The following is a 20,967-nucleotide window of genomic DNA, read 5'->3' on the forward strand; positions in this document are numbered from 1 at the left end:
TTAAGCCCCGATACCAAAGCCTGGTGCCAGATGCATATTTTCCCCACCTTGCAATTGCGTATAATTCGCCAAAGCCAACTGACACCCCTGTCCTTTTATACGGTGATCGGCGGAACAATCAACCTGCCACTGCCGCAACACATAACTGGCCAATGCGGCTCTCACCGTCAACATTAATGCTCCATTCTCCATACCATAATCCATTTCTACAGCACGTGTTTGGGTAATTTCCGGATGGGGGATCAGGTGTAACTCCACTAACTGGTTCCACTGTGCATCTTCATCTTTTTGCTCGTAAGGAGCGCTTACTTCTTCTAATTCCGTTACAAAAGTAAATCGGGTACAAACAAAATCCCGGAATTGCTGATGCGTGCGATCAAATGCCCGGACGTGCCAGCGGTGGCCGTTATTGACTATTGCATGAGGCACCAATTCTCGTTCTGTCTCTCCAGAAGATACCGACACATAACCGCAACGAATAGCCTGCTGGTTAGTGATGGCCCGCATCAACGCCGCAATAATGCTGGCGTCGGGATGAATTAATCGCACTGCATCCAGGCACACTTCGCTGGATTCCACCAAAGTTGAAATCCCGTTGCCGAATCCCAAACACAATTGGTGCAAAATCGCTTCAGGATCATGATGAAAAACCGGGACAAATTGACTGCTGCGATAATAGCGCTTGTCTTTGTGATTCAAAGTCAGGTTATCCGGTGCCAACTCCTTATAAGCAGAGAAATCACGGGTACTTGCCGCCAATCCGGTTTTAAATCTTTCAGTGAGTTCGGCGCGTGATATATGGCCAAAATATTGAAGACTAAAATCGATAAATGCTAAACGCTCTCTTGCGCCATGATTTAATTCTGCCAGATAGGCTGTTTCTGTTGTCATAACCACTCTCTCTTCGAATGAATAACAACAACTTAACATCCAATCATTATGATGTCATCATTTTTATTTCACATTGATTTAAACAACGACATCAAACGCACGAAACAGCTGCTTATGTACATTTACCAATGCATCAATATCGCGCTGGTAGCCTCCACCAATCACTGCGGCAACCGGAATATTGGCTCTTTTACTGTAGGCGCGCACCAGGCAATCTCTTTGATAAACACCTTCCGTTGAGATGCATAGATGTCCCAAATCGTCGTCGACATGAATATCTACACCGGCATCGTAAATCAAGGCATCCGGCTTAAACTGCGTCATAGCCAGATGCAATGCCTCATCTACTACTTCCAGATAAGCTGCATCTTGCATTTTAGCCGGCAATGGAAAATCTAAATCTGAGTGTTGCTTGCGATAGGGAAAGTTTTTCTCTGCGTGCAAAGAGACGGTTTTAATATGCGGATTATTTTCAGCCAACTTAGCCGTGCCATCCCCCTGATGCACGTCACAATCAAATATTAAAACGCGGTCAATATCAGGGGCCTGCAGCATTTGCAGTGCCGCCAGATAGAGATCATTAATAATACAAAAACCCGAACCAAAATTCGCAAAAGCATGATGATAGCCGCCGGTCAGGTTGATAGCCCAACCTTTATCCAGTGCCTGCTTCGCGGTTAACAAAGTGCCACCAACCGCCGTTAATGTTCTTTTAACCAATTGTTCAGACCAGGGAAAGCCTATTCTACGCATGGCTTTGTTGTCCATAGTACCGTGCAAAAAATGCTTCATATAGGCGGGAGAAAAGACCCTCATCAGGTCTTCCGGAGGCACAGCCTCAGGGGCTAAAAAGTCAGTTTCGGCGACACCTTCAATGAGTAACACATCATAAATGCCCTGATATTTTTGTATCGGAAATCGATGCTTGACGGGTAAACTTAACTGGCTGTAAATTGAATGAAAAATCAGTTGAGGCATGCTCTATCGGATGCGCCATAATTATCAATGCAAACAGCAGTATCTTACCAGAAGTTGTTTATCTTTAAACTGTACAACTATTCTTAGCAGTCAGAGCTACTGACTCATTTTGTGGAGGAATTGAAATGTCCAAACTTGAATCTGTGATAAAGGAATTACTGCATATCAAGCAGGAATTAAGCTTGAGTATCGATGTGCTGGAAATGGAGGCCCAGCAGCAATGGCAAACTTTGCTGCGCAAACTCAGTATACTGGAAGACGAACTGGAACACGATTTGGTAACCCTGGTTGAAAAGTTAGGCCACTATGAAGAAGAAAGATTTGTGGGTAATAAACAGGAAATTGAAAACTTACTCAATGAGTTTCGGGCATTGCACAGCAAATCCAGACATTGAATTATTGTGATCAGAAAGCCTGAAAGCCAATCAGATTGCTGTTTTTTTGTATTTAACCCGGTTAAAATTCCGGTTTTAAGCGTGTAAAAGTAAAACGGGAGCTGAATTTTGGCGAGACCACGTACATTTTGTGAAGAGAAAGTCATTAACGCAGCGATGAATGCTTTCTGGCAACATGGCTACGACGCGACTTCAATGTGTGATCTCGAAACGGCAACAGGGCTAAAGCGAATTAGTATCTACAATGCCTTTGGTGACAAAGAAGGTATGTTTCTGGCGGCATTGGATATGTATCACGAGCAAGGCAAGCACCTGTTTCAAGTGGAAGTCCCGGAAGCGGGATTAGAGGGAATCCTGGCGCTTTTCACCAAAATTAGCAGTGACAAGAAGTCTGACGAGCCTAATCATTGTGGCTGTCTGATGGTGAATGCCTTGTTAGATCTCAACAAATCCAGCCCAGCGGTAAAAGAAAAGCTACTGCGATTTAAACAACAAGTATTTAATTCCTTTTACCAGGCGCTCGAAAACGCACGCGCTGACAAGGTAATTAATGCTAATGACGAAGAGATAAGACGCAAAACAGAATATCTTTGTGGTTGTCTATGGGGCGCCATTGCAACCATCAGAATCGACCAAAACCCCTGTGCGGCAAAAAGCATGGTTAGTGTGATCTCCGAATCCATTGCCAGTTGGAAGAATCAATAGCGAATTACACGAGAAAACCCGATATTCAAATTTCAGATAAAGCACCGCAAACGTGCATGGCGCACTAAAATCATTCAGGCGGTGTTACAAAACCAAACCATTGATTACCAGAAATAACCATAAACCCTTGTTTTTAAATGATTTATATTTTTACAAATTGTTGGCACGTTAATTCCATTCAAACAGCCATAATTCGTTCGTCGAATTGTGGGAGGCACGAAGTCGGGGTCAGCTTCGCAATAATAATAACAATAAGCCTCCCTGTTCTTTCTCAAAAGAACCAGACCCATGAACGGTAAAGCCATGCGTACACAAAAGCCCTATGCTGTCCCGAATACAAGTAATACCAGTTCCAGGTTCAGAGGTTGCCAGTCCTATCTCTCTGGTATTAGCGACTCAGAACATTCGCAAAGCATGACGCAAAAACAACAAAATAAAGAAATATGTGAGTTACATGAAAAACTCATTATACTAATCAACGAACTAGAAGAGCTGTTACCAGAAGACCTGGAGAGGCAGTAATTCCAAGCAATCCACAAAGTGCAATTTAACGCACATTAAATACTCAAAAGTCTAAATGCAGTTTTTTTGAGAAGTTAACTTCTCGACATTTCAGTTTGTAAGATATTTCCTACAAGTTTTTCAGAGATTTCATACATCTTATTTTTCAGATACCACTAAATTCACTAGTAGAGCCTTAAAATATTGCAGCAGTAACCAACACTCAAAACGGACTTTTGGAGGTGGCCATGAACAAAAAAGTAACGACGCAGTTGAAGATTTTAATCGTTAACCAGAATATGGCGGCTCGTAGTGAACTCAAAAATATGCTTGCAACTCTGGGCCAGTCAGACGTTGACCTGATGAAGGATGGCAAGGATTTGGTTGGCCGCGAGCAGTCCTTCAAATATGACCTTATTTTTATGAGAGAAGACCTGGGATTTAGCCTAACCGGGGTAAATCTGGTGAGATACCTAACCCGCTCAAACCTAGTACCTAAATGGTGCAAATTCGTAGTGATTACTGACAATGCCGAAAGCATAGGTTCCAGTCCAATTTTCCGACATTTACGCACTGAAATTTTGGAGTTTCCACTCAATTACCAGATGGTAGAAAACTCAGTAAATGCCCAGGGCGGGATTGTACTTTGCTGACTTTTTAACCAAACAGTAATTCCGTCCTGAATTTGCTACTCCATGCTGCCCTCCGCCGTTTACCTGCTATGCTATCTTTTTTACCCTGATGTTGCTTTATCAGATTCAGACATGCACGATTAAACAACGCAATATGAGCTGCCCCGTCAGGATCGCTTATTTTGAGTTGGTCTTCGCGAAAGGCGACATCAAGCACCCAGTGTAACTGGTTTTCAACTGACCAGTGTTCTCTGATGATACGGGCGAACTGCTCTGCATCAGCTGTAAGTGAGGTTGCATACCAGCGGGAATGATAGCTCGTTTGACCACCTTGCTGACGTTCACTGGCAACCTCGATGATACTGCGAATATGCGGCCATTTTGTTTTTAGTTCTTCAGGCAGTTCGGCTTTCATTTGCATTACTGTTCGGCTTTCCTGACGTCCATGTCCCTGATTCGACTGGGTAAAGGTATTGAGAGCTTCGTCATTGTATCGTTCAGTGAAACTCTCTTTTACATACTCAAAGAGCTTGCTTTGATTCGCCTTTAACTGAATAACGAAGTCACTTTTAGCTTTGACTATCGTCTCCATGGTGTTTGTCTGGCAATGCAGTGCATCAAGCGTATAAATGGCATCTTCCATGGCCAGCGCCTCAATCACATTTCTGGCGACAGCACGTTCATTGCCTTTGTTGTCGGAACAGTCCTGATACAAAGCAATCCCGGAATTCACATCAAAAGCACTGACGACATGTAACGCTTTGCTCACATCTTCCCGCCAGGCACCTCGCATAGTTTTACCATCAAGAGCAATAACCGATTGCCCTAAAGTCTGCCTACGTTGGTTAATCCAGCCAAACACTGTCTGTAACAGTATTTCTGTGTCCAGTGCCTTAATAATTCCTGCAATACAATGTCGTTTGGGGATACCATTTTCAAAACGGCGATGTTGGCGTAACCAGTCCAGCTGACTTTCGCCAAACTCTTCAATGGCTTTCCAGCCATCTGCTCCGCTAAGTACAGCGGACAACGTCAGGAAAATAACGTCAACAAGGTTGTGCTTGAGATTAATATCTTTGCGAGGATCCGGGATGATTTCCAAGTGTTTTACCAGTGACATATGGGGTTTCCGATAATGAAAACGGATCAGATCAACTGAATCAAGATAAGTTCACTGGTGAGATATATTGAATGGTGATCAATATTCATTTTTATATATCAAAAAGTTAGGATCCCGCCCTGGTAAATGCCACGATTGAATCACTGCAAGTTTTCCAAAAAATATTAAAAAAACTTAATCAAATATCACCAAGCGTTTTAATTAAAAGCATCGTTAGCATTGATCCCAGTAAATTTGATGAAACCCACAAAGATGAATTATTGGAATTAAAGATCAAGCTGCTATTACAGGGACGAAGACCCGATCTGGCCTGGAATATTTCAGAAAAAATCGCACTGAGCTCGGACAAAGTCCGGGAGCAACTGTTTATCAGCTTTACAACGGGCCAAAAAGATCGATTCATGGAAACCCTGGATGATGCCACTGGCTGTGAGATCCTACGCAAAGGTTGTATCTATTATCAAACCTTGCAGAAACTACATGAAAACGAACTAGAAATGGCTTTGCGCTGTTTTGAAAAGCTAGAGGAAAACCAGCTACAACCCAATGAGATTGAATGTCACGCATTGTTGTTGCAGAAAGTTCAGGGCCTCACCAAAGCGCTGGAATACTTGAACACTAAAGAAGCGATTAAAACTGACGGATTCGATCTGAAGAACAATATCTCTTTGGTGCGTTTGATTTGTTACTCTCTTGCCGCTTTAAGCGGCAACCTGGATGGAAATTCAGAGCAAAAGATTCACAATGACATGGTGGAGATCATACGCAACAACACCTGGTCCAAAGGGTCTTTTAAATACAATATGTACAAGCCCTTTATTTTGCTGGGTTTGGCGGCATTGCAGGGTAAAACACTGCTAACCAATTTCGAAAAGCTCTACGATCTAAGACATCAACTAGATGTAAAACAGCTGAATATCCTGCTTTATGTAGCGCACAAATATAACCTCAAAAATGAAGCAATTGAGGTGCATAAAATGCTGGAACGCAATGCGGCACGATTGGAAATAAGCCCTGAACTGATTAGCTTTGAAATTACCCACACCGAAGTCATGATCCGTACGTTAACCAAAGCGGAACAAAAAGAACGTTACTTATTGTTGGCCGATCTGCACAAGCAATCAGGTCGTGTCTACCGGGCGCTGCGCAAATACTATAAATGTGTGCAAGAATTTGAGCCCGACAATGAAGTTAAACTGCAAATTCTGGATTTGATGAAGGAACTGGGACTAAAGCGGTATTGGGACTTTAAATCACCACATGATTTAAGCAACAATGCTGAACAAAATGAGCCTGACCAAAAAGCGATTGCGCAAGAGCCCGAAATAAAACACTCAGCCTAACCCTATCGCTTTAAAGCTAATCCCAGCACAGCCCCACTGCTCAGGCGGTAGTATCTACATTTTGCCCAACATTACCCGTAGGTTGAGGAGCAGGGGTTGTTTCCAGAACCTGATTTTCCTGCTGTTGCTGAGCCTGGCGATTCACCTGCTCACTTTGATTTGGAGATGCGCCTTGAATGGTCACTAGTCCTTCAGCAACGCCTGATGGTGTACCAACTTGCATAATTCCTCCGACAATAAAGGCTGTCAGGTTCCCTGACACACAAACACTTGTAAATATTTTAACCAACAATGTGGTAAAAATCTATATTCCGTTAATTCTGAAGAGATATCTGCAAACCATCCCATGCTGCCAGAATCTCAAGAGGTTGCTTATCACTCGATGTGATGAGAGAGGCAAAGTTCCGTGCTTCCTGTAAATTGAGATCTATTTCATCATCACTATGGATAGGATCATGATGAAACAAACACAACCGTTTTGCCTCGGCCCGCAAACATAACTCGACCCCCATGAGGTTACTGGAGTGTCCCCAATCCTCTTTTAATGTTACAGCTTCAAGCAGGCTATACATAGCATCAAACACCACCAGGTCGGCACCTTGTATAAAGTTGACAAAGCGGTCCAGCCGGGCCTGATCTTCTACCTTGTGTTCGGAATCTGTAGAGTAAACAAACTTTTTATCCCCCACCTGAAAGCGGTAGCCAAAAGAGTCCCCTTCATGGAGTTGCAAAAATGCTTCTACCTCGATGCCATTAACCGTTAATTTATCTCCCGGCTGAAACACATGGAACTCGATGTCGGCAGATAGGGTATCGAAATTGACTGGAAAACCCGGTCCACTGTGCTGTGCTTTAATCGCACTTTCCAATTGCTGATGGCAGCCATAAATACAGATCTTATGTCCGGGAATGTAAGCAGGAGTAAAAAATGGAAAGCCCATAATGTGGTCCCAGTGCAAATGAGACAAAAACAGATGAAAAGTCTTGCTGCGTTGTTGCTCACTATAGCGCATATAGTTAGCACCGAAGTCTCTCAAGCCAGTGCCCATATCGCACAACACATAATCCCCCTCGCCTGTGTCTATTTCAACACAACTGGTATTGCCACCATAACTGGCAACTTCCGGAAAAGACAAACTGTTTAAAAATGCGGGAATATCATCATGATCAGCCAGGTTGCTATCAATAGCTTTAACCAGAATACTCTCCAGACGAGTACGAACCGCGTGGGCATGGGGGGCCACTGGAATGGAACCTCTGGTTCCCCAAAATTTCACGACTGGCATGTTTTTCCCCATCGACAGATTCACTATTGCGCTTACCTTACTTTATAATGTAGCGATAATATTACAATTAGTATTAGCAAATGGTCTAATACCAGTACTTTTCTTCGTAAGGCCATAACGAGAATAATAATTATGACAAATGCCCACTCCCAAAATGAAAACGATGCCGAACAATACGAAGAAAAACCTGCAGAATCCCCGCTACTCAAACTTCCAAATCAATCATTTCAGGCCGTGGGGAAATTAAAACAAACACTTGCTGCCATCTGGCGCCCTATAAAAAACCGTACATCGCGGATCCTGAACTGGTTTTCCGACAAGTTTAAAGATCTCACTTTTTCTCAGTGGTGCTATTTCATTGCTGCGGCTATGTTGCTCAGTTTCCTGACTGAAACGCAGGAGGATGACGATTATTTATTAGTAGTAGGTATCGTCGCAGGATTTGGTTTATTGCGAGAGTTATGGCAAATCTTTATGAAGATTTGGGAGCATACCTTTGGCAAAGGTGTGTTATTTGTCTTGTATGCCTCAACGGCCAATATCGCTCTTGCGGTATCGGCACTAAAGATTAATGCCATATCCGGCATTGAACCGCAGACGTTTGTCTTTACCATGGGCTTTACCACTATGCTGATGCTGCCGTTTTGGATCTTGCTGGCATCGGTCATCTTTCTGGGTTCGGCCATTGTATTATTGAGTTTGTGGTCCTTTCTCAGTTTTCTATTGCGTCTGTTTCGAATCCGGTTGAAAACCCTGTGGCAAGATAAGTCTTTCGCGTTGCTGACTATGTGGATGCGCATCATATTTATCCCTTGCCTCATTTATGTTATGTGGCAATTTTTAGAGCCTTACATGGAGCAACTGGATGTATTTGACGATACGCCAATATTCGATGCTCAAGCCATTGCAGAGATGCCTGAAGATGAATTTATCTCGCTTGCCAAAAAGTTAAAAAACAGTGGTGAACAGCCTCTTTCAATAGAAGATGAAGCCACCCTGAATGCATTAGGCATATCCACAGCGCAGCGTCTGATGTTGCGCAACATGTCTAATGAGGACTTAAACAAACTGGTGGAGACTATCAAGTCTGGTCAACTGGATAGTTTGCTTGAACCGGGCACGGAGCAGGCAAGCTCCCAAACCAAAACTCTTTTTCCCGGCGTAACAGTGACCACAAGTGAAAGTCAGCAAGACACAGAAGAGCAATCCCTCACCGAGTCCGCCACGGAAGAAATGGAAGTTGCATCGCAAGAAACCGAAGAAGAAGATAGCGAAGAAAAAAATACCAGAACCCTGGATAAACTCATTGCGGGATTTATTTATCAATTTGAAGCCTATCGCTTTTCCGCATGCAGAAAAGCCGCTAATCAGCGAGTACTCACCATTGATGAAAATACCATTTTCGTTATTGAAAGAGATAACTCTCAAGAGTTGGGCTACAAATTTTCAGTAGCCCCTTGCATTCCGGCCTGGTCAGATGAATAAGACAGGTCGGGACTTATTCAGACAACGCTGACAAAATTCAACCACCGTTGTCCGACTAAAGTCGAACCCACAAAACAAATTCAACCAACGCTGTCCGACTCGCCGATTTTTGCTCCTGCAAAATCGGCATTCACTACATCCCTGTAGCTCAATTCGAATCTTGTAGGTCTGAATTTATTCAGACGCCGCTGCCAAATTCAACCACCGTTGTCCGACTAAAGTCGAACCCACAAATCAAATTCAACCATCGCTGTCCGACTCGCCGATTTTTGCTCCTGCAAAATCGGCATTCACTACATCCCTGTAGCTCAATTCGAACCTTGTATCTACCAACCGTTGCAACGTTCTATCCATGGCAATTGCTCGGTGTCATTAATCAGGTAATAACCCGGATACGCGGCGGCGGTCATGCAGGAATGGTTAGGTAAGACTCGCACCCGACTGCCGATGGGAAACTCTGCTATTGCCACTCCCGCAGGCAACTGCACAACGCCGTGCTCCTGATTGACTTCAGTTACCACTATATTTTGTGCAAAGTCAGAACCATCCAGTTTGATGACTTTTCCATAGCCATAATCACAACGCTGGCCGGAAGTACTGCGGTCTTTAGACAACGCCAGGCCACCAGCGTCAATAAATATACGATTGCTCTCCGGTTTATGAGAAGTCACTGTGGCTAATACTGAAAGTGCTATGTCAGATTCTTTGCAGGACCCCAGTTGCGCCTGGAACAAATCAAAGAATACAAAAACTCCGGGGCGGATTTCATTGACACCGGAAAAATCATCAGCCGCAACCACTGTGGGTGTAGAGCCCAATGACAGATTGTGACAATCGATATGACTATCATTTAATCTGTCTTTAGCTCGTAAAAGGGCTGACCTTTCCTGTAAAGCATGTGCTTTAACCTGCTCCCAGTGCTGACAGTCATACGAACCTCCACCATGAGTCATCAATCCCCAAAAGCCTATCCAGTGTTCATTTGTCAGCTGTCGCGCTAATTCAATTAAAACAGGGTCCTCTGGTAACAACCCGGCTCTGTGGCCATCGCAATCAATTTCAATGGCCACTGAAAACCGCACTTCGTGTTCCTGTGCATATTGAGCAATAGCCGCTGCCATGGTTAACGAGTCAATAATCACCGTAATATTCACCTGCTTTTTTAGCAGACTTGCAACACGGGGTATCTTGTCAGGGGAGAGACAAACAGCATACATCAACTGGTTAAACCCCTTGTCGGAAAAGTATTCTGCTTCTTTCAAAGTAGAAACAGTAAGCGGCGTATCAGTGCCGTTAAAACGCTCTAAAATGGCTGCACTTTTGGCAGTTTTGGCATGAGGCCGCAACCGCACTCCATGTGTGTTGGCCTTGCCCTTTATCCGTTGAATATTGTTGTTTAATCGATTTTCATCCAGCAATAAGCATGGGGTATTTAATTGTTGAAACGGGTGATTCATGTTAACTGCCATGTTAATGGTGATGGTGCTGATGTCCTGCGTTTTCTTTTTGCTGCTCTTCGCCAACTACAACAGGCACGATAATATCTTGCTGGCCAGTTACACTGATTGTCAGATCAAATTGCATTCCAGCTTCTAAGGGTTGCTTTAGCCCAATTAGCATGATGTGCTTGCCACCTTTGCGCAATGCCAGTTGTTCCTGACTCTCAAGGCTGTAAGGTAAATTCAACTGCTTCATGCTGGCCATATCATTCTTAATATAACTTTCGTGCAACTCGACACCATCCGCAATATCTTCAGACACCTGCAAGTTGCTGATCTCCAGCTCAGTATCTGAAACATTTTTGAAGGTGCCATATACCGCCCCCATTTTTGCCAACGCGAAAGTGGGTGTCGCTTTAACAGCATCAAACTCCAGATCCCCGGCAAACAAGGTTGATGACCATGAACAAAATATAAGACTAGCGGCAATTCCCTTTAGAAAACCCATAAATTCTAACTCCGGTTTTTATTGATATACTTTAATGCTTCCCTTTGACTTAGGCCGGAAAGCAGGTGTTTGTGACTCTCAACGAAATGTAAAACCCATTCTGCATCGGTTTTACTGTACTCCCTTAATGTCCATGCAATCGCTTTGCGAATAAAAAAATTCTTCTCTGCAGCGAGGAGCAAAATAGTATCACTCAGTAGCGCAACATTGGTGTCTTTTTTGTGTTTAATTTGGGCAATTAACGAGGCCCTGCGCAACCACAAATTAGTGTGTTTTCGCCATTTAAGCAGCGAATCTTCCAAATCAGAGTGTGCCTTTATCAGCTGTCCCACTAAGGTGATAGCGATCCAATCAACCGTGTCCCAGTTCTCAGCAGTGAGTAAAAGCTGTTCATATAAAGGTAAACTTTCCCTGGTTCGAAAAGCCTTGTAATACTCGGCGACTTCCAGCGCCTGATACTGCATTTCTCTGTGACTGCCATGCCACAGCGTTAGTATAGTGTGTTCATATTCTGCCCGGGTGCTGATCGGAACCTGTTTTTTTGCGGCTTTAAACAACGCCTTACGCAATGGCGCTGGCACACCAAAAAATGCCTGTTGCGTTTTCATATAGGCTTGCATCTTTTCCGCTCTGACGGGGTCTTGATGCTCGCGTAATTGTTGTTCCAGCAATTCCGCTAACATTATGATGCTGCTGCGACTACAGGAAAGCGCTCATCGGCACCCCACTCTGCCCAGGAACCATCGTAGACACGAATATCCTGATAACTCAGCTCATCTGCAGCTAATGCTAAAATACAGGCGGTAATCCCTGAACCACAAGTCAACACCATTGGCGATTGAGCATGGAGCTGCAATCCCGTAAACAAGACTGTAAGCTCAGTGTTTGGCTTCAGCTGTCCATCCTGAGTCAGTGCTCGAAAATGCAAACACTGTGCGCCGGGCATATGGCCGCTGCGCACACCTTTTCGCGGCTCCGCTTCTAAGCCGTTAAATCTTGGTCCAGAGCGCGCATCCAGCACGTTAACCGCACGATTATTAATTAGCTCCAGCAACTCATCAGCGCTGATAAAACTCAGAGCTTGTGGATCAACACAAAAATTACCTGGCTTGACTGGCACCTCTGTCTCGGTAACTTCACCTCCAGAGGCTTTCCATTGAGGTAGACCACCGTTTAGCACCTTAACATTGTTATGCCCCATGGCCTTAAACATCCACCAGGCACGAGGGGAGGAATACAAGCCCATGTTGTCATAAACTACAATCATGGAATCCTGATTAATACCCAATTTACGGGCTTCCTCCTGAAACTTATCCGCATCAGGCATGGTGTGCGGGAGTGTACTATCGTTATCAATAAATACCTTTTCCAGGTCAAAACGCCGTGCCTGAGGTATTAATCCCTGTTGCAGATCGTTACTGACACCGGGTAGCGGTGACGCCATGCTGGCATCCAGTATCACCAGCTTTTCAGAGCCAGTGAGTGCTTTTAATTCTGCAACATCAATCAGGTTTTTACTCATTGGTCGCTCCATTATCACCATACAGAGCAACTGTTAGTGCTACGGGGTCTTCACTGAGCCCGATAAATTGATAAGTAAATTGCTGAGCTGCAGTACCCAAAGGAAAAAGTTTTCCGGTGGCCCCCAGACTGATTTTGTGCCCTGCTTTAAGCGTCAGACCGCGAGTTTTAAATTCCTGAATGAGCCAATACAGTACTTCCATTGGATGCCCCATCAAAGCGCTGGCATCGGTTTCCTGAATAATTTCGCCTTGCTGATTTGTAAAACGGGTAATGACTTTGGGAATTTTATGGTAGAACTCATCGGAGTTTACTATCGGGATTGCCGGTCCGATTGCGGCTTTGGTTGCCGCAATATTGATTGCCACCAGACTATTGCCGGTTACCGGCTCCTGCTCGTGCAAGCGCATAGCTACCAGCTCAATAAAAGGATGAATGCTGGCTACATATGACAAGGTGTCTCCGGCACTGCTGGCCTGCATAATTTTTTCATCTGAGATAGTTACTAAAAAGTCAGGCTCAATTAAGGTGCGGTGCCCGAATGCCAGCGGTAATCGAATATCACCTGTCATTAGCATTTTATCTAAAAGCACTCCAGTAGCGGGAGTCGAAATATTGAATTTTGCCTGTCCGGCTTTGCTGGTAAAGCCCACTTTGTAGCCAGCGACTCCACCTAAATCAAGCTGTAACAGCCTGACGTACTTTTCCTGAGTACAATAAGCATCTTTAAGCGAAGTGATTTTGCTCAGTCCCGATACCGGTGTTGTGGGAAACCCTTTTGCCAGCAAAAGAACTTCAGAGTCTTCCAAACAGTTTGCCTGAACTTGCCCTGCCCAAGTTAAACAGAATATCAATACAACACCCAGCTTGAACCCATACATTGCTAATTATCCTTGCTGTCTCACCAGTACTCTTTGCTCCAGATAACGCATAACATCGCGCCAGCTCACAATACCTACAGCTTTGTCATTCTCTAACACTGGGAGACAGGAAATTTTGTTTTGATTAAACAACATCACCGCTTTCATAACCGGTTCATTGGCACCAATAGCAATTACTTTGTGGAACATGATCTGATGCACTTTTTTGTTCATGGTTTCAAGATCACGAGAGCTGATAGCGCCGCTCTTTACGTGCGGGCTGACGGTCTTGAGGTAGTCACGATCCGACAATACTCCGGTCAGCACACCTTCATCCACCACCAACAGGTGATGAAAGGTATGTTTTTCAAATACCCGTTTGACTGCCCACATGGTCTCGTTAGAGGAGACACACACCGGATTGGGGCTCATGATATCTTTCACTTTCATCTTAAAAACCAGAATGTTTTTAACGAATTCAAGCGGTTATATCAGGGAATGTCAATGTAAAAATAGCAGAAGGGAATTGTTGCAGATTAATACGGGCGCGCAGCTCGCGCCCGGACAGGTGATTAGTCTTTGATCACGGCATTGTGATAAACGTTTTGTACGTCATCACAATCGTTCAGCATATCCATGAACTTTTCAAACACAGGGACATCGTCACCTTCTACATCCACACTGGTTTGCGGCACAAAACTGATTTCTTCCACTTCAAAATCAATGTCCGCCTGATATTCAGTCAAAGCATTTCTGGTTTTGGCAAATTCGGTGTGTGGGACGAAAACCGTGATTTTGCCATCTTCACTTTCCACATCGGCAACATCAACATCAGCTTCCATCAGGTATTCTAATACGGCGTCTTCGTCATCTCCGGCAAAGACAAATACTCCATAGTGATCAAACATGTGAGCAACAGCACCAGGCGCGCCAATTTTGGAATTTGTTTTGGTAAAGCAGTTGCGCACATCGGTAATTGTGCGATTGTTGTTATCTGTTAAACAATCCACGATTACCATACAGTTACCCGGACCAAAGCCTTCATATCGCGCTGGCACAAAGTCCTCACCAGCGCCACCAGTGGCTTTTTCGATGGCCTTATCGATAACGTGACTGGGTACCTGGTCCTTTTTGGCTTTGTCTATGAGATGTTTCAGAGACAGGTTCGCAGACGGGTCCGGTCCACCGTTTTTTGCACATACGTAAATTTCTTTTCCGTATTTAGAATAAACTTTGGTTTTAACAGCCGCCGTTTTTGCCATAGCGACTTTGCGAACTTCGAAACTTCTTCCCATATTAAACTCTGTCTTATTTATTTAAATTTATATAAAGCATTTTGCTCTGACTAATCCACTTACTATCTTTTTAGTGATTAGCCATGGCTCTCATTGGACATATTATGCACGTCCAGGTTAGTCAATTCATCTTCGGCGTGTTGACCTTTTGCATCATCATTACGTGCTTTATCCAAAGATTCCAGATATTCCTGAGTAACATCACCGGTAATATAATCACCGTTAAACACCGACATTTCAAAATTCCTGATGGCATTGTTTTCGGCGCTTACTGCCTGACGCAGATCTTCGATATCCTGATAAATCAGGCCGTCAGCTTTGATGGACTCGCAAATATCCTCTACTTCCCTGCCATAAGCAATCAGCTCATTTGGCGATGGCATGTCGATACCATACACATTGGGGAAGCGAATCTCAGGTGCCGCAGAAGCAAAATACACTTTTTTGGCGCCAGCTTCACGTGCCATTTCAATGATTTGCTCAGAAGTGGTTCCACGTACAATAGAATCATCCACCAACAGGACATTTTTGCCTTTAAATTCTGACTTAATGGCATTGAGCTTTCTGCGTACTGATTTACGTCGTTGCGACTGCCCCGGCATAATAAAAGTACGGCCAATATAACGGTTTTTCACATAGCCCTGACGATACGGCAAGTCCAGCTCCTGGGCTATTTGCAACGCAATATCAATTGAAGTTTCCGGAATAGGAATGACCACATCAATGTCTAACTCGCCCCATTGCTGTGCTATTTTCTGTCCCAGTTTCTTACCCATATTGACGCGTGATGCGTACACTGAAATGCCATCAATAAAAGAGTCTGGACGTGCAAAATAAACAAACTCAAAAATACAGGGAACGTGAGTAGGATTATCGGCACATTGTTGAGTAAACAGTTGCCCATCTTCCGTAATGTACACAGCCTCTCCCGGTGCAACATCGCGGATAAACTGAAACTCTACGGAATCCAGTGCCACACTCTCTGACGCCACCATATATTCATCGCCCTGCTCGGTAGTGCGCTTGCCCAGTACCAGTGGACGTATTCCATGAGGGTCTCGGAAGGCCAACATGCCGTTGCCAATAATCGCTGCAACAACCGCATACGCGCCTTTAACACGTCGATGCACATTGCTAACCGCTTCGAAAATATCGGCAGGCTGTAACGACAAACCTTCAGCTTTTTGCAACTCATCAGCCAAAATGTTTAGCAGTAACTCTGAGTCAGATGTGGTGTTGATATGACGCTTTGCCAACTGCAGCACTTCTTTTTGCAACGACACGGCATTGGTCAGGTTGCCATTGTGTGCCAGAGCAATACCGTAAGGAGAGTTGACATAGAACGGCTGAGCTTCTGCTGAACTGGAAGAACCTGCCGTCGGGTAACGCACGTGGGCTATTCCCAGGTTACCGGTTAATCTCTGCATGTGACGATTGCGAAACACATCCCTGACCAGGCCATTTGCCTTGCGTAAATGAAACATACTGCTATCTACAGTAATCATTCCGGCAGCATCCTGGCCGCGGTGTTGCAACACGGTTAACGCATCAAATAATTCTTGAGCAACGGGGTTATGACTTACAATGCCGGCGATTCCGCACATATTGGGATCCTATACAGTGGGACTAATAAAACTAGATGAATTTTGCAGATACTCAAAAAACCATTCGATAATAAATGCAAACTCAGGGATCAGCAGAGAGGACTTCCACCAATCCGAAGAAGGTGCTGGTGTGAAGGCGTCTAAAAAGAACAACACTGCACTACAAATAAGCACTCCTCTTAACATTCCGAACACCAGCCCAAGCGCGCGATCAGTGCCGCTCAAACCAGTAAAAATAACTAATCTTGATATCAGGTAATTGATCAAGCCCCCCAGTAGCAGGGTGCTGACAAAGAGAATCGCGATTGCTACCGCATTTTTTAGGATTTGGTCCTGAAACCAGGTGAGGTAAATTGCCAGGTCAGCATAGAAAAAACTGGCTAACATAAAAGCCGTAAACCAGATAGCAAGAGAAATGGCTTCTTTCAGAAAACCTCTGACAAGGCTAATAACCGTAGAGAATATCAGTACGGCAAGTATAGCGAAATCAATCCAGTTCATTATTATCTTTTTCTAGCATAGGGACAGCGCACCCTTTGGGTATTGCACAGAAATCGGCGCGCATTTTAACAAAGCCAGGCACTGATGTCTTGTTTTAATCAACGGTAAAAGGCGTCAGTTTACCCTGTAACCCGGTGACTTCTTTTAAATGGGGGATGGCCGTTTTTAACTTGCCGTCATCCAAATCTGGACCCACAAATACCTTGGTGAGGGTTCCTGAACTGGTCTGGATGGGTCTGGTAAAGGCCCTGTAACCTGCTTGCTCCAGCTTACGCAGCAGATCTTTGACATTTTTGCTGTGTTTAAAGCTTCCCAGTTGTACCACCCAACCTGACTGAATTTGCTCTTGTTTGGGCTCCATTATTGGTGCATCAGGTTGAGCCTGGCTTGCTTGCGAAGACGCGGCGTTGTTTGCGATAGCCGTGTTGTCATTGGTATCGGTTACGCCCTCATCGGGTTCATCTACTGCTCGCTCATCAACAATAACCACTTCTCGGGTCACCGCATCCTGTACTTTTTTAAAGGGAAACTCGTCTGGCGAAGTCACATTCTTCATAGGAGGACGTTTTGGAATAGCTTCAAATCGGTCCTGGCTATGGCGCTTTTCTCCGTCCAATAACTCAGGCAAAAAGATAACAGCCAGCGCCACAATAATGATGGTTCCTACCAATCGGTTTTGAAATGCTGTGGCCAAAATATGCTTCCTGTTTTCTGAATATCGAACTGCTATTGTGTAGTTAGTGCTTGTTTTATGGCTGAAACAGTATAAAACGATCCAAATCCAACGATAAGGTCATTGGGATCGCTGGCAGATTCTAACGCTTGTTGACAGGCTTGTTCAACCGATTCACACACTTTGACAGATTGTTCCTGTTTGATTAGTACTGCTTGCAGAGCTTCAGCAGTAGCGCTACGTGGACAATCTAACGGTGTAACAAACCAGGTTGCTGACAAATCGTGAAATGCCTCCAGGCTCGCTCTGGAGTCTTTATCAGACAACATACCAAGAATAAAAATCAAACGTCGATACGGCAAAGCGTCTATGCGCGAACGCAAATAGGCGGTAGCCTGAGGGTTGTGAGCAACATCAAGGATTATGTTTTTGCTATGAGCCAGCCTCTCCATCCTTCCTGGAAGTGATGCGTTGGCGATTAGCTGCCGGAACTGGCTATCACTCAAATTCCAGTTCAACAGTTTGGCTGTAAACAAAGCCGTTGCCGCATTTTGCACGGGTAAGTTGCCCACTGGCAGTTCATTTATCACAAAGGCCTGTTCACCAATAGTTCCAGTCAGAGACCATTCCTGTTGGCTTTGATTTACCTGAAAATCACCTTCGCGAAAATACAAATCAGCAGCAATTTTTTCACCGTGCTGTTTTAACGTTTCAGGCGCATCTAACTCCCCGACAATACAGGGCTTATTGGGACGCATTATACCGGCTTTTTCAAAACCGATTTGCTCCCTGGTATTGCCCAACCAGGCCTGATGATCCAAATCGATGGTGGTAATAACAGAAACGTCTGGTTCAACAATATTTACTGCATCCAGACGACCGCCTAAGCCAACTTCCAGGATAACGACGTCGGGTCTGAGTCCAGCCATCAGCTGCATAGCGGCAAGCGTACCAAACTCAAAATAAGTCAACGAGGTGCTCTTACGCGCCGCTTCTACGGCGGAAAACGCCCGGCAATGGTCTTCTTCGGATAACAGCGCCTGGTTAACACGCACTCTTTCCCGATAATCAATAATATGAGGTGAACTGTAGACCGCAGTTGATAAGCCCATTTGTTGAGCAATCAACTCCAAAAAACGACAAGTGGAGCCCTTGCCGTTGGTGCCGCCCACCATAATAACGGTGGCAAAGTCGAAATTGAGGTTGAGCCTGGCATAGACTTCGGCAACCCGATCCAGCCCCATATCAATTTGCGCTGGATGAATTTGTTCCAGATAGCTCAACCACCCTGCCAGATTTGCAGGGTGCTGATGATGTTCACTCAAGGCAGGTTACGCTTGTTTCACTGCATCAGTGCTGTGATGCATTTTGTCTAACAAACTATAAAGCTTTTGGCGCATATTACGGCGATCAACGATCATGTCTATGGCACCTTTTTCCAACAAAAATTCGCTGCGCTGGAAACCATCAGGAAGTGTTTCTCTTACGGTTTGCTCAATTACTCGTGGCCCGGCAAAACCGATTAGCGCGCCCGGCTCGGCAACATTGACATCACCTAACATGGCTAAACTGGCCGATACACCGCCCATCGTAGGATCGGTTAATACAGAAATATAAGGCAGACCTTTTTCGCTCATTTTCGCTAAAGCAGCACTGGTTTTCGCCATTTGCATCAGCGACAACAGGGCTTCTTGCATACGCGCACCGCCACTGGCAGAGAAACAAATGAAAGGAGTATTATTAGCCAGGGCAGCTTCTACGCCTTTGACAAATCGCGCACCAACCACCGAAGCCATAGAGCCTCCCATGAAACTGAATTCAAAGGCTGCAGCAACGACGGGTTTACCATGTAATTTACCTTTCATCACAACCAGAGCATCTTTTTCGTTAGATGCTTTTTGTGCGCTGGCAATGCGATCTTTGTAGCGCTTTGAATCTTTAAATTTCAAAATGTCCTGCGGCTCAAGTTCTGAACCCAGTTCAGTTCTCTCGCCCTGGTCAAGGAAGTTGTTCAGTCGTGATCTGGCGCTGATGCGCATGTGATTATCACATTTTGGACACACTTCCAGTTGTTTCTCTAATTCAACTTTGTAGAGTACGGCATTACATTTCCCGCACTTGGTCCAAATACCTTCCGGTACGTTACTTTTTACAGCTGATTGGGTTTTTGGCAGTATCTTTTGGATCCAGCTCATTGAATTTGATTCTCTCACTTATTAATTCGCAAGATAACAGCAAATCAAAGCAATATTACAGAAATTCAACTCATTTCCTTGCTACAAGATGTTGCTCTTATCAAAAATAGGGTTCTAAATTAAGCGTTCTGCAACGTATTTTGCCACATTCTAACAGTATTAAAATAACAATGTGGTCTAAGATGTTAACTAAATTTGTCGAACGTCGCTTAAAATAAGCTTATTACCACAGCTCATCTGGCAGAAATAATGGACCTAACGGCTTCTGAGGTAGCGCAAGCTCCTGCGGATAATCTACATCCACCAGGTATAAACCATTTGGCTTGCCGGTAGCAGCCGCCTGGGTTCTGTCTTTGCTGGCCAATAGCTCAGCAATCCACTGCTCTGACTGCTCACCACATCCTACTGCCATCAGGCTACCAGCAATATTGCGAACCATGTGATGTACAAAGGCGTTGGCTTTTACGTCGATCACCACATAATCACCCTGTCGAATTACATGAATGTGATGCAGGTTGCGATAAGGAGTGCGCGATTGGCAAAGAGCCGCCCGAAAGGCTGAAAAATCTTGTTCTCCAAGCAAACATTGCGCGGCGCGATGCATTTTATCGGCATCAAGAGAATGGTAGAAATGAGTGACGCCTTGCAGGAATATTCCGGTTCTCAAGCGTACATTGTGGATAACGTAGCGATAGCGCCTGGCCGTTGCCGAGAAACGAGCATGAAAATCTTCCGGAACTTGTTTTGCCCATTTAACAGCGATAGTGTCAGGTAAATTAGCATTGCTACCCATAGTCCAGGCCTTGTCGGGCCGCTGCACATCCGTGTCGAAATGCACTACCTGATTAGTCGCATGTACACCGGCATCTGTGCGTCCGGCGCAAACTACATCTATTTTCTGCTGAGCAATAACGGCAAGTGCTTCTTCCAGCTTTTGCTGGACACTGTCGACTTCTCGTTGTCTTTGCCAACCAAAATAAGCTGCGCCGTTGTATTCTATACCTAATGCAATTCGTGCCATGACATTACTGATAT

The 20,967-nt window shown here is 44.7% G+C and carries 24 protein-coding genes; 6 read left to right on the top strand and 18 right to left on the bottom strand.

Going from position 1 to position 20,967, the window contains the following annotated elements; translation table 11 throughout:
- Nucleotides 1-891, bottom strand: coding sequence for a helix-turn-helix transcriptional regulator (locus tag ACXAD8_RS08230; RefSeq protein WP_475227131.1), 891 nt, complete (start codon nt 889-891; stop codon nt 1-3).
- A 78-nt stretch (nt 892-969) separates the two neighbouring features.
- The gene (locus tag ACXAD8_RS08235; RefSeq protein WP_475227133.1) at nt 970-1,869 is read right to left on the bottom strand and encodes a histone deacetylase family protein; all 900 of its coding nucleotides are present in this window, start codon (nt 1,867-1,869) and stop codon (nt 970-972) included.
- A gap of 125 nt (nt 1,870-1,994) precedes the next feature.
- Between ACXAD8_RS08235 and ACXAD8_RS08240 the strand changes: the two genes are divergently transcribed.
- The 4 genes from ACXAD8_RS08240 to ACXAD8_RS08255 all read left to right on the top strand — a co-directional run bounded on the left by ACXAD8_RS08240 (nt 1,995) and on the right by ACXAD8_RS08255 (nt 4,123).
- A complete protein-coding gene (locus ACXAD8_RS08240) occupies nt 1,995-2,264 on the top strand; it encodes a hypothetical protein (protein ID WP_475227136.1) in 270 nt (89 codons plus the stop codon).
- A 108-nt stretch (nt 2,265-2,372) separates the two neighbouring features.
- Nucleotides 2,373-2,969: a TetR/AcrR family transcriptional regulator gene (locus ACXAD8_RS08245; RefSeq protein ID WP_475227138.1), complete on the top strand. Its 597-nt coding sequence runs from the start codon at nt 2,373-2,375 to the stop codon at nt 2,967-2,969.
- Between the two features lie 288 nt (nt 2,970-3,257).
- A complete protein-coding gene (locus ACXAD8_RS08250; RefSeq protein WP_475227141.1) occupies nt 3,258-3,491 on the top strand; it encodes a hypothetical protein in 234 nt (77 codons plus the stop codon).
- Between the two features lie 227 nt (nt 3,492-3,718).
- Nucleotides 3,719-4,123 (top strand): response regulator, encoded by a 405-nt coding sequence (locus tag ACXAD8_RS08255; RefSeq protein WP_475227144.1) that lies wholly within the window; start codon nt 3,719-3,721, stop codon nt 4,121-4,123.
- Nucleotides 4,124-4,127: 4 nt separating this feature from the next.
- Here ACXAD8_RS08255 and ACXAD8_RS08260 read toward each other — a convergent pair whose 3' ends face one another.
- Nucleotides 4,128-5,222, bottom strand: coding sequence for an ISAs1 family transposase (locus tag ACXAD8_RS08260; RefSeq protein WP_475227147.1), 1,095 nt, complete (start codon nt 5,220-5,222; stop codon nt 4,128-4,130).
- A gap of 260 nt (nt 5,223-5,482) precedes the next feature.
- On the opposite strand from ACXAD8_RS08260, the gene ACXAD8_RS08265 reads away from it, so the two are divergent.
- Nucleotides 5,483-6,565, top strand: a complete 1,083-nt coding sequence (locus ACXAD8_RS08265) for a hypothetical protein (protein ID WP_475227150.1) — start codon at nt 5,483-5,485, stop codon at nt 6,563-6,565.
- Nucleotides 6,566-6,605: 40 nt separating this feature from the next.
- Here the strand turns inward: ACXAD8_RS08265 and ACXAD8_RS08270 are convergent, their stop codons facing one another.
- Together ACXAD8_RS08270 and ACXAD8_RS08275 are read right to left on the bottom strand one after the other, a co-directional pair.
- Nucleotides 6,606-6,788, bottom strand: a complete 183-nt coding sequence (locus ACXAD8_RS08270) for a hypothetical protein (RefSeq protein WP_475227153.1) — start codon at nt 6,786-6,788, stop codon at nt 6,606-6,608.
- A gap of 91 nt (nt 6,789-6,879) precedes the next feature.
- A complete protein-coding gene (locus ACXAD8_RS08275) occupies nt 6,880-7,851 on the bottom strand; it encodes an MBL fold metallo-hydrolase (protein WP_475227155.1) in 972 nt (323 codons plus the stop codon).
- Between the two features lie 132 nt (nt 7,852-7,983).
- Here ACXAD8_RS08275 and ACXAD8_RS08280 point away from each other — a divergent pair, with 132 nt between their 5' ends.
- Complete coding sequence (locus tag ACXAD8_RS08280; protein WP_475227157.1) at nt 7,984-9,336, top strand: hypothetical protein; 1,353 nt, start codon at nt 7,984-7,986, stop codon at nt 9,334-9,336.
- Nucleotides 9,337-9,662: 326 nt separating this feature from the next.
- Here the strand turns inward: ACXAD8_RS08280 and ACXAD8_RS08285 are convergent, their stop codons facing one another.
- The 13 genes from ACXAD8_RS08285 to truA form a co-directional block, all read right to left on the bottom strand.
- Nucleotides 9,663-10,793 (bottom strand): alanine racemase, encoded by a 1,131-nt coding sequence (locus ACXAD8_RS08285; RefSeq protein ID WP_475227159.1) that lies wholly within the window; start codon nt 10,791-10,793, stop codon nt 9,663-9,665.
- A gap of 13 nt (nt 10,794-10,806) precedes the next feature.
- Nucleotides 10,807-11,283, bottom strand: a complete 477-nt coding sequence (locus ACXAD8_RS08290) for a copper chaperone PCu(A)C (RefSeq protein ID WP_475227161.1) — start codon at nt 11,281-11,283, stop codon at nt 10,807-10,809.
- 5 nt (nt 11,284-11,288) lie between these two features.
- Nucleotides 11,289-11,966, bottom strand: a complete 678-nt coding sequence (locus tag ACXAD8_RS08295) for a DNA alkylation repair protein (RefSeq protein ID WP_475227164.1) — start codon at nt 11,964-11,966, stop codon at nt 11,289-11,291.
- On the bottom strand, nt 11,966-12,805 hold the full coding sequence (locus tag ACXAD8_RS08300; RefSeq protein WP_475227167.1) for a sulfurtransferase: 840 nt from the start codon (nt 12,803-12,805) through the stop codon (nt 11,966-11,968). Before ACXAD8_RS08300 ends, ACXAD8_RS08295 begins: the two co-directional genes overlap by 1 nt.
- Nucleotides 12,798-13,685 (bottom strand): 2-keto-4-pentenoate hydratase, encoded by an 888-nt coding sequence (locus ACXAD8_RS08305; RefSeq protein ID WP_475227170.1) that lies wholly within the window; start codon nt 13,683-13,685, stop codon nt 12,798-12,800. The genes ACXAD8_RS08300 and ACXAD8_RS08305 overlap by 8 nt, the downstream gene beginning before the upstream one ends.
- Nucleotides 13,686-13,691: 6 nt before the next feature.
- A complete protein-coding gene (locus ACXAD8_RS08310; protein ID WP_475227173.1) occupies nt 13,692-14,114 on the bottom strand; it encodes a CBS domain-containing protein in 423 nt (140 codons plus the stop codon).
- Between the two features lie 122 nt (nt 14,115-14,236).
- Nucleotides 14,237-14,959: a YebC/PmpR family DNA-binding transcriptional regulator gene (locus ACXAD8_RS08315; protein ID WP_475227175.1), complete on the bottom strand. Its 723-nt coding sequence runs from the start codon at nt 14,957-14,959 to the stop codon at nt 14,237-14,239.
- 77 nt (nt 14,960-15,036) lie between these two features.
- The gene (purF, locus tag ACXAD8_RS08320; RefSeq protein WP_475227177.1) at nt 15,037-16,563 is read right to left on the bottom strand and encodes an amidophosphoribosyltransferase; all 1,527 of its coding nucleotides are present in this window, start codon (nt 16,561-16,563) and stop codon (nt 15,037-15,039) included.
- A 9-nt stretch (nt 16,564-16,572) separates the two neighbouring features.
- Nucleotides 16,573-17,064: a CvpA family protein gene (locus ACXAD8_RS08325; protein ID WP_475227180.1), complete on the bottom strand. Its 492-nt coding sequence runs from the start codon at nt 17,062-17,064 to the stop codon at nt 16,573-16,575.
- Between the two features lie 94 nt (nt 17,065-17,158).
- Nucleotides 17,159-17,758: an SPOR domain-containing protein gene (locus tag ACXAD8_RS08330; RefSeq protein ID WP_475227183.1), complete on the bottom strand. Its 600-nt coding sequence runs from the start codon at nt 17,756-17,758 to the stop codon at nt 17,159-17,161.
- 32 nt (nt 17,759-17,790) lie between these two features.
- Complete coding sequence (gene folC, locus ACXAD8_RS08335; protein WP_475227185.1) at nt 17,791-19,062, bottom strand: bifunctional tetrahydrofolate synthase/dihydrofolate synthase; 1,272 nt, start codon at nt 19,060-19,062, stop codon at nt 17,791-17,793.
- Nucleotides 19,063-19,068: 6 nt separating this feature from the next.
- Nucleotides 19,069-19,932 carry an acetyl-CoA carboxylase, carboxyltransferase subunit beta gene (gene accD, locus ACXAD8_RS08340; protein ID WP_475227188.1) on the bottom strand — a complete coding sequence of 288 codons (864 nt, stop codon included), beginning with the start codon at nt 19,930-19,932 and terminating at the stop codon, nt 19,069-19,071.
- A 223-nt stretch (nt 19,933-20,155) separates the two neighbouring features.
- A complete protein-coding gene (gene truA, locus ACXAD8_RS08345; protein WP_475227190.1) occupies nt 20,156-20,953 on the bottom strand; it encodes a tRNA pseudouridine(38-40) synthase TruA in 798 nt (265 codons plus the stop codon).
- Between the last annotated feature and the right edge of the window lie 14 nt (nt 20,954-20,967).

This window comes from Planctobacterium sp. AWH2_060, from assembly GCF_056158425.1.